Source organism: Sphaerospermopsis sp. LEGE 08334 (assembly GCF_015207205.1).
In the GTDB taxonomy this organism is placed as follows: Bacteria; Cyanobacteriota; Cyanobacteriia; order Cyanobacteriales; family Nostocaceae; genus Sphaerospermopsis.
This window is the reverse complement of record NZ_JADEXH010000013.1, coordinates 103,690-114,417: the sequence shown is the minus strand read 5'-3', so window position 1 is coordinate 114,417 and position 10,728 is coordinate 103,690. Positions and strand designations below refer to the sequence as shown.

The following is a 10,728-nucleotide window of genomic DNA, read 5'->3' as shown; positions in this document are numbered from 1 at the left end:
GGGTTGGGGTGGGGTGTTTTTCTTCACTGCAACAATACAGGGAAAAGTATCAGCATCTTCAAAAATTGGTGCGTGTCCAAAATCAATAATTTGTTCAAATACACTTGACTGAGAAAAGAACCTTCTCAACGCTTCCCCATAACCAGAACGTAACCATTTATTAGTCACAATATAAGAAAGTATTCCCTCTGGTTTCAATAAATTCAAACCTTTCTCATAAAAATAAATATAGATATCCGCTACACCATCATAAGTTTGATAATTTGACTGTAAATAAGGTTTAAAAGGTGATAACAATTCCTGACGAATATAAGGAGGATTTCCAATCACTACATCAAACCCACCTTCAGCAAAAACTTGAGGAAATTCACTTTCCCAAATAAAAGGTAAATCTGTAAATTGTGCATCTGCAATAATAGAATTACCAACTTTGATATTATCATCCAAATAAGTTAAAGTTTTACCCTGAGTTGCAGTTTTTAACCACAAAGATAATTTAGTAATTTCTACCGACTCAGGAGATAAGTCAACCCCAAACAAATTATTACTGAGGATAGTTTTATCTAATTCCAGATTTTCTGAATCTTGATATTGCAAAAATCGCAAATTATCATGCACTCTTTGATACTGACTTTGCAAATAATCAAAAGCAGCAATTAAAAACGCACCTGAACCGCAAGCAGGATCAACAACTCGCGTTTTTACTAATATCTCATCTCGGTAATTTAACCAAAATTCAATTTCTTTTTCTCGTTGTTTTTCTGGATCTGTAAATTCTGCTAACTGTAAACGCTGTCTTAACTCGGTTTCCCGTTTTTGTAAATATCCACCAATCGCAATTTCCACAATATATTGAGTAATATAAGCAGGAGTATAAAACACCCCTAATTTTTTCCGCTTCCCTTGTTTTTTATCGAATTGCTGTTGAGAAACATCTGCTTTTAATTCTTCTAAATCGGTAATTGACTGTTCAAAAATTCTCCCCAAAATATCTACAGAAACTTCTGAATCAAAATCAAACCGGGTTAGGTTTTTCAGTTGATTACATAGAGGATCGGGAATATTCAACTGTTCATCTAATAGCGGATCATGTTGAAACAAACCACCATTATAACCGGGAATTGGTGGATCATCATTACCTTGATCAACCCAGCGAAAAACGTCTTTATAAATTTCCCAAATCGGACGATTATTATAAGCATTTCTGCTATCATGAGCTTTAGTAATTGTCTGTTCTGGTAATAATCCCCTATCCTCACAAAACGCAATGAATAAAATTCTGTCTAATGTCTTTTGTGCTTTTTCAATTAATACCCCATCACGGTTAACAATAGCTAATTTATCAATAAACCGAAAATGTTTAACTATGTTTAATCTGACTTGTTTATATTCCTCATATAATTGTTTGGTAATATCTTCCTGTGCTTGATCAGAAGCAGTTAATAATCTATCAATTACAGAGACATTTTTAATAGGTAAGAAATTTTCCCGACACAAAAGAAAATAGAATTTTTTAAACTCCTGAAAATCTGCTAAGTCTGATAATAAAAACCTTTCATAATAAGCAGGAGTCTTGTTAATATGATATAGTCGTAATTCTCGGTAATTAGAAATAATAATCCAACGACAATCAGGGGTATAATTAGCATAATGCCATCCTTGATCAACTGCTGACTTATCCCTTCCTGATGCAGCACGATCTAAATTATTTTTAGTTCCTTTTAATTCAATAGGTGCTACTACTTGACCTTGTAATTTTACCTGACCTTTTTTATTTTCCGTCGCGGTAAAATATCCTAAAGCAGCATCAGCAAAACCCCCACCATCAGCAATATTTTTCTCTGGGTAAAGTTCCCATTTTTTACCACCTCCATCAATTACAGATTGATAACCTAACACATCTTGAAATATCTCTTTTAAGAAATTTCCCTGTAAAGAAACTTCGCTGATTTTATCCAGTGTACCTGAATTTAAAGCTTCAACCCATTTGCTAATTATTTGATGACGTGCTGTTAAATCTTCAGGAAATTTAAAAGCACCTGAAGCATTTTTTAACGCCTTTTTTTGAAATAAAGCTTTATCGTCTTTTTGATTCATATCTGATACCTGTTGGTTCACTATCATCTAGTTTAACCTACGGTGATTAAACAACAAATAAGCGTAACTTTCCAGGTAGGAAAACCAGGGATATTTCCATAAGGGTTAACAGCTATAGAATAAGTTTTTTAGACTGTTATAATAATCTAAAATCTGCTTCACCTGTTCCTCATTAGTATTTGGTTGGCAAGAAATAGACAAACCAGCAATTTGACTTTGATAATAATCAAAATCTGAAGAAGTTTGGGGAATTAAATCCACTTCAACCCCTTCCACCTGCCGCAAATGTGCCGCTATTTCTCGATATACAGCCAAAGGAAAATTAGGAAATTCTATTTTTTGTTGAGTCGGTTTCATAAAAAGTATAAAATCATCACTATAATATAAAACCGGACATTTCCGGTTATGCAACAAATTTAATTGCCAGAATTGATGTTATATCTATAAACTTACAGCAGATTGTCAATAAATGAAGTACAAACTGCACAACAAAATGACTGCTGACTCCTGACTCTTGATAGCGACTTGTACTGAGCGCAGTCGAAGTAAGCGTGGCGCAAGCCATATTCTGCTGTAACCAGATAGCTAACCAACTCTTACAAACCCATTGAAATGGAAACCCCAGCGGCGGGTTGTGCAGGTTCAGACTTTGCAGGTTCAGACTTTGCAGGTTCAGACTTTGCAGGTTCAGACTTTGCAGGTTCGGCAGAGGGTTTTTCTCCCACTGCTTTAGCAACTTCAATTCCGAACTGTTCAAACACAACCACAGGATTAGAACCTCTGTTCATCTCAATTCGTTTAATCAAAACCCCATTACCCAATCTTTGCCCAGCTTGTACATAGCGGCTGGTAAGTTCTTCCGGCACTTTAATAATTGCCTGGGGTTCTTTACCAATCACAACTATACCACTGACCAAAACCGCTTGAGCATCTTCAGGCTTGGGAGCAGGTGGTAACACAGGCTTAACAGGCTCTTTAGCCACAACTTGAGGTAAAACCGTGGGCAAAACTGGAGTCAAAGGAGGTTTTGGTTGAGGCGGAGTAGTAAGTTGTACACCAGGCTGGCCATTTTGTCTCCCCTGAGCTTGATTTGTTCCTGTTTGTTGCGGAGTTGGCAAAGGAGGTAGTTTAGGAACTTCTTTTTGCTCAGAATTGGCAGCAATTGGTACTCCTATCGGTTTAATAATTTCCGCAAATGGATCAGTCCGCCCTTTTTGTGCCAAATCCACGCGCAAATCGCCTTTAGTGGATTCAATCAAGCCGGGATTATTTGCTTTTACTGCTTGATCTTTTTGAGAAGACACCACAGGATCAGCAAAGGGTATCTTTTCTTCTGGTTTTTTTGCTGCTGTTTGGGGAATTTGTGATGCTGGAGGAGTGTTAGTAGCTTCTGGCGTATCATTAACTGTACATCCAGCGATCGCCAAAGTTAAAATAGCCGCAGCTATAATCTGTGAATTAATTTGTGAATTTATACCCATTAGCTGTTCTCGAAAGCTATAGGAAAGTTTACTTATGGAAATCAACACGCCTGAAATTGTGATTACAGGCCAAGTCTGTTTCCTTTATAACCTAAATTGTACATTTCGAGAGTTATTTTTAACACTCCAGCAAATCATGGTTTCAGAGGATTGGCTATTAATTTTCAGGCGCTACCATGATTTTTTTCAGCATATCCAGTCCTTTTTTGACTTTACGAGAAACAGTAACTACACTAATTCCTAAATGTTCTGCAACTTGCTTCTGTGTCAAATCATGTAAAAACACGCATTCTAAAACTTCTCGGGTGCGGTTTTCCAACTGTACTAATGCTTGTTGTAATCTGATTTGGTCTTCTTGCGCTAATTGAAAGCTGCGGTAATTGGAATCGGGAACCAATTCCCCCAAACTGGTAGATCCTTCTTCTCCATCCTGTATGGGTACATCCAAACTCAGGGGAGAGCGATTCACCCATGCTAATTTAATTTCCTGCCATTCACTTTGAGAAATTTCCAATGCAGCAGCTATTTCTGCATCAGTCGGTTGGCGGTTGTATTTTTCCCGCCAAGAACGGGAAACACTTATGGCTTGCTGTTGCAGTGCTAACCAGCGCCGGGGTATCCGCATGGTTACGCCTTTGTCCCGGAGGTAATGTTGAATTTCCCCACGAATGTAAGGAATAGCGTAAGAACTAAAGGCGTGTCCTTTAGAAAGTTCAAATTTCTCAATAGCTCTAATTAAACCCAAACAGCCGACTTGGATCAAATCTTCATAGCTTTCATGACATTGATTTATCCAGTAGTGAGCTTCTTTTCTCACCAGCCCAAAATTTAGTTTCACCAGTTGATTACGAAGGCGTTCTGAGGGACATTGCTCATATTCTCGCAACAACTGTGAAATTTCATGTTTTAGTTCGTTCGTGGCTGTAGTAGGCATAGCACATTCAGGATTTAGCAAATAGAGTGTTTATTAATCGCTCCTAAACTTAATTTTTAGACGCGCTATAGGCAGATATGCACGTTCTTGAACAACTCATAAAGCCATCAGGCAGACTAAAATTTTTGGCTAGAAAAGATTTTGAGCATGGGTTGAAAATCTAGGGCGATTTTCAGCAGAGTTGCTTTTTAGTGATCGAAGTCAATTTGGTCTGTTGTAGCTTATTAAACAACTTGCATAGAATCAAAATATACAATTCTTTCCCTAATGTCAAACCGGGATAGTACGTAACTTAATAAATGCAATATGAAATGTACTGATAAATAGCCAAAAATTCTATCTATTATTTTTCTAAATTAATAAAAATTATTGATTAGTAATAGTACGTATTTAATTTTAATAAATTCATCTAATTTCCCAAAACATGAATTTGACAACTGTTTTTTTACGGAAAAATCACAGGTGATGAGAAATCAGCCAAAAGTTTACCAGTCTAAAAAAAACCAACTACCCTCTCAAAAAGCAGGGCAGTTGGATGAATTTTTTTATAGCTGTAGACAGAGTAGTTAGGACATCAATTAATCATGAAACTCCTACTAAAAAAGGGTTTTACTCCTGACTCCTGCTATAACAACAGGAATTTAACCGCGATTTGTTTCTACGCGACCGTAGAATAAACCACGAATCTTAACTTCTTTAGGTTCGCCAGCACCCAAATCTGTATCAGAGGGCTGTATACTTTCAAAAGTACCAGCTATTTCGCCAGTAGAACTGTCTACTTTAGCTACTTGTAAAGAAATCTTGCCATTGAGGATTTCTGTACGCTTCACATTAGCTCGTGTCAAATCATCATCGTCGGCTTGGGCTGGTAATGCCACAGCATTATCATAACCACTGACCACACCACGACCTTTGGGATCTAGGAAAGAAGCACCACGATAAGAAGGAACTTTAAACTTACCTTCAAAATCAGTAGAAGTATTAATGCTGGTCAAATTAGGCTGTGTTTGTGCAATCAAGTTTTTGACAGTGAATAAGAAAGGTACCAGTTCACCACCAGGAAGTTTGACTGTGATAGCTTGGAAATCAAGACCATCTTTTTCTACAAAGGTCAGACTGTTATCTGGGTTGATTTTTAAATCACCTTGTACTTGATCAATAGTGGATGTGTTACGAGTCACCAATTTACCAGCTACAAATTCAGCTTCTTGCCGTTTGTTAGCAGGTTCTTCCTTGACAAAGTAATTGGTAGGTTCTAAGCACAGTTCTTTGATGGTGTAGAACTGACCGTTATCCAAAGCAATAGAACCACGGCTTGTTTCTGCCAACTGAGGGCATTTGTTAGCCAAGCCAGTACCTCGAATTTGTTCGTAAGTCAGCAAGTCTCTGCTGCTAGATGAAGGCGCATCACTACAAGCCGTTATCAGCCCCAAGCATAAAGCTAAGAATGCAACTATTAAAGCGCGATACCTCATGGTCAACCTCAATGTCATTAATATTTAAGTTGTAAAACGGCTCTACTAAACGTAATAAAACGCATTCCGTTTTGAGTTTTCAGGTTTAGCTTCAGAAGCAGCAGTTTCTTTCATCAGAGTTAGATGGAAGTTGCTTTTTTTCCTTAGCTTCAAACCAACAGTCTACTGAGTGGCATTTGGCAGGGTTTGGCTAAATGGATGAGTAGACCACAACACAGAAACGCCTCAAGGCATCTGTTATTAATGCGAAGTAGGCTATACTTCGCGCTTTGCTCTTACATCAGGTAAAAGCGGCATGACCCCAATTATCCTGTATTATATATGTATTGTTAGTACATACAATTTCTGGTTTGATAGGGAAATCAGCCAAGTTATAGTGCCAACAAGCATAAGATTTCTCTGATGCTATTGGTTGGTCGGAAATGAATTTCCAAAATTTACTAAAACGTAACTAAGCCCTCACATCAAATCTGTGGGGATTAATTTACGTACAATATTCAAACTACCATTCACATTGGCATCAATCAATTGACAATTAGCGCCTCGTCATTAGTAGTTCTTCGCTTGATTTTCGCTGGCTTTTTGTGATTTCGCTCTTACCCCTGCCCATCCTCCCTTTTTTCGGGTGTTTCGGGTATTGTATTACTTTTATAGAACAGCAGCAGAAAATTACATGAACAATGACCAAAATTTGCCATCGGGGAATTTATCTGCTAAGTTGCAAGCGATCGCATCTGCGGTACAAGATGCAGCCCACGCTTGTCAAGGCAATGTTACAGCATTATTATCTTTGCTGAGACAATTGGAAAAGTTACATAAAGAGATTCGTGATGGAATTTTTCAAGATAGTTTGCCCGATAACCGCCAAAGACTCTACGCACTGCTCAGAGATATTGAGTCTGAGGGAGGTTGGCCTTATATTGAACGTATGCGATTACAAGAATTTCTAGTGAATTTACCAGTAGAAAGTAATGAAAAAACTCCTGTTATCCACAACACTAACGACTCCTGTGATACTGATAACTGGTTAGAATGGTAAGCTCAAGAGTTTACCAATCACCAAGCACCGTGGTTTTCAGGAATTAGACTCAAACCAGAAAGGGGTTTTCATGTCCGGTATAGTATCAGTTTCCCGTAAGAATTTAGCTCAACGCCGTAAAAAATTACGTAGGCAGCAGCAAATAAAAATCATCCACACTATTTGGCGAACACTCGCTGCCAGTAGTCTAGCAGGTGGATTGCTCTGGGTAACACTCCAACCAATGTGGGTGTTAAAAACACCTGCACAAATAGTCCTGAAATCAGGCAATCAATTATTATCCAAGGAAACCATTCAGTCGCTGTTGGCGCTGTCCTATCCCCAATCTTTGTGGCGAATAGAACCTTCTGCAATTGCCGAAACTTTAGAAGCACAACCCGCTATTGCACAAGCCACTGTCAGCCGTCGTCTGTTTCCTCCTGGTTTAATGATTGAAATTCAAGAGAGATTACCAGTGGCAGTGATTCACACCCTACCAAAACAAAGCACAACCAGTTGCAATACTCAGCCTCAATCTTCGGCAAACTCTGGCAAACAAGCAACATCTTCATGTTTGCAAAATACTTCTGCTGGAAGCAAACAGGATGATGTCAGTTTACTAGATGCTAGTGGCGCTTTGATTCCTCTAGCAAAATACACTGCACTTAACCCCACAGGTAAATTGCCTACCCTCAAAGTTCTTGGTTCACCAGAAAAATATTGCCCCTATTGGACTGAACTTTATCAAGCTGTCAGTCAGAGTTCTGTTAAAGTGATGGAAATTGATTGCCAAGATCCCACAAATTTAATTTTGAAAACAGAATTAGGAAATGTCCATCTTGGTGTTCCTAATGCTCAATTACCGGAAAAAATCCAGTTACTTGTGCAAATGCGGCATTTACCAGCCAAATTCAAGCCCAAACAATTAGCCTATATTGATATTAAAAATCCTGACCGACCTTTAGTACAAATGAACCAAAAATAACAAATTAACTTCCCAGATACCTAACAAGCTTGAGCCTGTTTGAGTACAGAAACCAGTTTTTGAGGATAAAAATGATAAAAATATTAGTTAGTTTTACGGTTCGCACCATTGAAATAAAAATTGGCATGAACTTTTGATTAAAATGGCAGGATAAATAATAGAAACTTCTTGGAGATCATCTTTATGCAGGTCGATAAAAAATCAAGGGTTAGTAGCAGTCTACTGTTTTCTTAACTAATACTAATAAATACTCACATTTGCTGAACATTTCCTGTCATCTTTTCGCTTTGTGACAGAATTACAGTAAAATCACTGTATGCTACTAGGATTCAAAACCCAACTCAAAGTTAACAAGCAACAACAACTACTACTGGCGCAACACGCAGGAGTAGCCAGACACGCTTGTAGTTTTGAATGTGACAGAGATTTAAACGCTGCGATTAATTTAAAAAAAGAAGCGGTCAGATTGATCGTGTTAGCCTGTGGACTAGATAGTGCCGACACTGCTAGGGTGAAACAGGAAGAAAAAGCCGACTTTTTTTAGCATTAGTTAGGGCTTGCTGAATAAACATGAAAAGATTACAGGTAAAGGGTCTTAGCCTGCTGGAAGTTAAAAAAGTGCAAGCTTTTACGGGGTGGAAACTTAAAAACCTTGCATTTAATTGCTACTCAAAGGAAAAATCGTTCCTATCCAACTCTTGAAACTGTCACCGTGGCGTAGCACCGTGGCGTAGCACCTGTCATCACGACAAGACTTTCTCAGCAACCCCTAGTTAGCTTTTTTGTATCGGATATTGAGCATCAAATTCACAGAGCAATACTGGGAAAATTTAGCAACATAGTATAGAAAATCTTAATGTCTAGATCAAGTTATATAAACCGATTTTCGGACAATGTAGGTATACTTTTCTAGAATTAGTTATGCGATTGCGAGGAGCGCAGTGCTGACAGCCCAGTTTGCTCTAAGCCATAGGCGATCGCCTAAGTTGCCAAATGATCCCATAACTAATTATGATCACGTCTCGCAGACAGCGCCAAAACTTACAGAGACTTACAGAGGGATAACCGCTCCCATGCTTCCCTTGAGTAAGAAGTAAAAGTCTAGATTTGTCTAGATTTTACACAGCAAAACAATAAAAAACATTGATTGTCATAGACGGTGACAGTCTCCAACTCAACTATAGTTGAATCTTAGGTGAATAACACCAAAACAAGTCGTTTATCTACCTTCATCAAGCCAATGACATTTGATAATAACCAAGAGCTTACTTATAAAAATGCCCAATCTGTGGGACAAACAGGGTTATCTTTGCCAGTTAACTCTAATAATCCCTTTGGTAGTTCTGGGCTAAACTTTGCCCAAGGTAACGACAGTAAAAAAATTACGGAAAATAGCCGCATTGGTGAAATTGTTCCGGGACGAGTCGCCAATATTAAAGTTATTGGTGTTGGTGGAGGCGGTGGCAATGCTGTTAACCGCATGATTGAATCTGATGTTTCTGGGGTGGAATTTTGGTCAATTAACACCGATGCCCAAGCCTTGACTTTGGCTGGCGCTCCCAGTCGTTTGCAAATTGGGCAAAAACTGACCAGGGGTTTAGGTGCGGGGGGTAATCCCGCTATTGGTCAAAAGGCAGCGGAAGAATCTCGTGATGAAATTGCTACCGCTTTAGAAGGTGCTGATTTAGTATTTATCACCGCTGGTATGGGTGGAGGTACGGGTACGGGTGCTGCGCCAATTGTGGCGGAAGTGGCCAAGGAAATGGGCGCTTTGACTGTGGGTGTAGTGACCCGTCCGTTTGTATTTGAAGGACGGCGACGCACTAGCCAAGCCGAGCAGGGTATTGAAGGATTAAAAAGTCGGGTTGATACTCTGATTATTATCCCTAACAATAAGTTGTTGGAGGTGATTCCTGAACAAACACCTGTACAAGAAGCCTTTCGTTATGCTGATGATGTGTTGCGTCAAGGGGTACAGGGTATTTCTGATATTATTACGATTCCTGGGTTGGTGAATGTGGACTTTGCCGATGTGCGGGCAGTCATGGCAGATGCAGGATCAGCGTTAATGGGAATTGGTGTGAGTTCTGGTAAATCTAGAGCTAGAGAAGCAGCGATCGCCGCGATTTCCTCACCATTATTAGAATGTTCTATTGAAGGTGCTAGAGGAGTTGTCTTCAACATCACTGGTGGTAGTGATCTCACCCTGCATGAAGTGAATGCGGCTGCGGAAACAATTTATGAGGTGGTTGATCCCAATGCCAATATTATTTTCGGCGCAGTGATTGATGACAGACTGCAAGGAGAAGTCAGAATTACCGTGATTGCGACTGGGTTTACCGGAGAAATTCAAGCTGCGCCACAACAAACTGTTACCACTCCCAGAGTAGTGACTCCATCTCCCAGGAAGCCAGGAGTACAACCGACAGTTAATCAACCAACTGTTAATCAACCAACCTCAACTCCTGAACCTAAAGAAAAACCGATTTTAGATATTCCTGATTTTCTCCAACGACGACGCACACCACCCAAAAATTAAGTAATTGTAGATTTGAGATTTTAGATTAAGTTTGCAGTCTCAGTTCTGGCGTTTGTGCTTTATACAATTTCTTAGTTTTAGGTTTATCACCAGGATAGGGGTCCGCAATTTAGTTGCCTACCCCATATTTTATTGGAGTTTTTTTCTATTAATTGGTAATTCAATTTTGGATTTTGGATTTTGGATTTTGGATTGTTTT

Annotated in this window: 9 protein-coding genes; 4 read left to right on the top strand and 5 right to left on the bottom strand. The window is 39.0% G+C overall.

Annotated elements, in window-relative coordinates; genetic code table 11:
- From IQ237_RS09810 to IQ237_RS09790, 5 genes are all read right to left on the bottom strand, one after another.
- Positions 1-2,097, bottom strand: a 2,097-nt coding sequence (locus tag IQ237_RS09810) for an Eco57I restriction-modification methylase domain-containing protein (protein ID WP_194054545.1), incomplete at its 3' end; no start/stop codon positions are given.
- Positions 2,098-2,202: 105 nt separating this feature from the next.
- A complete protein-coding gene (locus IQ237_RS09805; protein WP_194054543.1) occupies positions 2,203-2,454 on the bottom strand; it encodes a hypothetical protein in 252 nt (83 codons plus the stop codon).
- A gap of 239 nt (positions 2,455-2,693) precedes the next feature.
- On the bottom strand, positions 2,694-3,578 hold the full coding sequence (locus IQ237_RS09800; protein WP_194054541.1) for a hypothetical protein: 885 nt from the start codon (positions 3,576-3,578) through the stop codon (positions 2,694-2,696).
- 157 nt (positions 3,579-3,735) lie between these two features.
- Complete coding sequence (locus IQ237_RS09795; protein WP_194054539.1) at positions 3,736-4,512, bottom strand: RNA polymerase sigma factor SigF; 777 nt, start codon at positions 4,510-4,512, stop codon at positions 3,736-3,738.
- A 641-nt stretch (positions 4,513-5,153) separates the two neighbouring features.
- Positions 5,154-5,987, bottom strand: a complete 834-nt coding sequence (locus IQ237_RS09790; protein WP_194054537.1) for a photosystem II manganese-stabilizing polypeptide — start codon at positions 5,985-5,987, stop codon at positions 5,154-5,156.
- A 673-nt stretch (positions 5,988-6,660) separates the two neighbouring features.
- Here IQ237_RS09790 and IQ237_RS09785 point away from each other — a divergent pair.
- The 4 genes from IQ237_RS09785 to ftsZ all read left to right on the top strand — a co-directional run bounded on the left by IQ237_RS09785 (position 6,661) and on the right by ftsZ (position 10,529).
- Positions 6,661-7,026, top strand: a complete 366-nt coding sequence (locus tag IQ237_RS09785) for a hypothetical protein (protein WP_194054535.1) — start codon at positions 6,661-6,663, stop codon at positions 7,024-7,026.
- A 70-nt stretch (positions 7,027-7,096) separates the two neighbouring features.
- Positions 7,097-7,990, top strand: a complete 894-nt coding sequence (locus IQ237_RS09780) for a cell division protein FtsQ/DivIB (protein WP_194054533.1) — start codon at positions 7,097-7,099, stop codon at positions 7,988-7,990.
- 316 nt (positions 7,991-8,306) lie between these two features.
- Positions 8,307-8,534, top strand: coding sequence for a helix-turn-helix domain-containing protein (locus tag IQ237_RS26235; RefSeq protein ID WP_228019951.1), 228 nt, complete (start codon positions 8,307-8,309; stop codon positions 8,532-8,534).
- 696 nt (positions 8,535-9,230) lie between these two features.
- A complete protein-coding gene (ftsZ, locus tag IQ237_RS09770; protein ID WP_194054560.1) occupies positions 9,231-10,529 on the top strand; it encodes a cell division protein FtsZ in 1,299 nt (432 codons plus the stop codon).
- Positions 10,530-10,728 lie beyond the last annotated feature (199 nt).

Coding starts and splice junctions, on each gene's coding strand:
- IQ237_RS09800 (WP_194054541.1), bottom strand. CDS start 3,578: ATGGGTATAAATTCACAAATTAATTCACAGATTATAGCTGCGGCTATT.
- ftsZ (WP_194054560.1), top strand. CDS start 9,231: ATGACATTTGATAATAACCAAGAGCTTACTTATAAAAATGCCCAATCT.
- IQ237_RS09785 (WP_194054535.1), top strand. CDS start 6,661: ATGAACAATGACCAAAATTTGCCATCGGGGAATTTATCTGCTAAGTTG.
- IQ237_RS09780 (WP_194054533.1), top strand. CDS start 7,097: ATGTCCGGTATAGTATCAGTTTCCCGTAAGAATTTAGCTCAACGCCGT.
- IQ237_RS26235 (WP_228019951.1), top strand. CDS start 8,307: ATGCTACTAGGATTCAAAACCCAACTCAAAGTTAACAAGCAACAACAA.
- IQ237_RS09805 (WP_194054543.1), bottom strand. CDS start 2,454: ATGAAACCGACTCAACAAAAAATAGAATTTCCTAATTTTCCTTTGGCT.
- IQ237_RS09790 (WP_194054537.1), bottom strand. CDS start 5,987: ATGAGGTATCGCGCTTTAATAGTTGCATTCTTAGCTTTATGCTTGGGG.
- IQ237_RS09795 (WP_194054539.1), bottom strand. CDS start 4,512: ATGCCTACTACAGCCACGAACGAACTAAAACATGAAATTTCACAGTTG.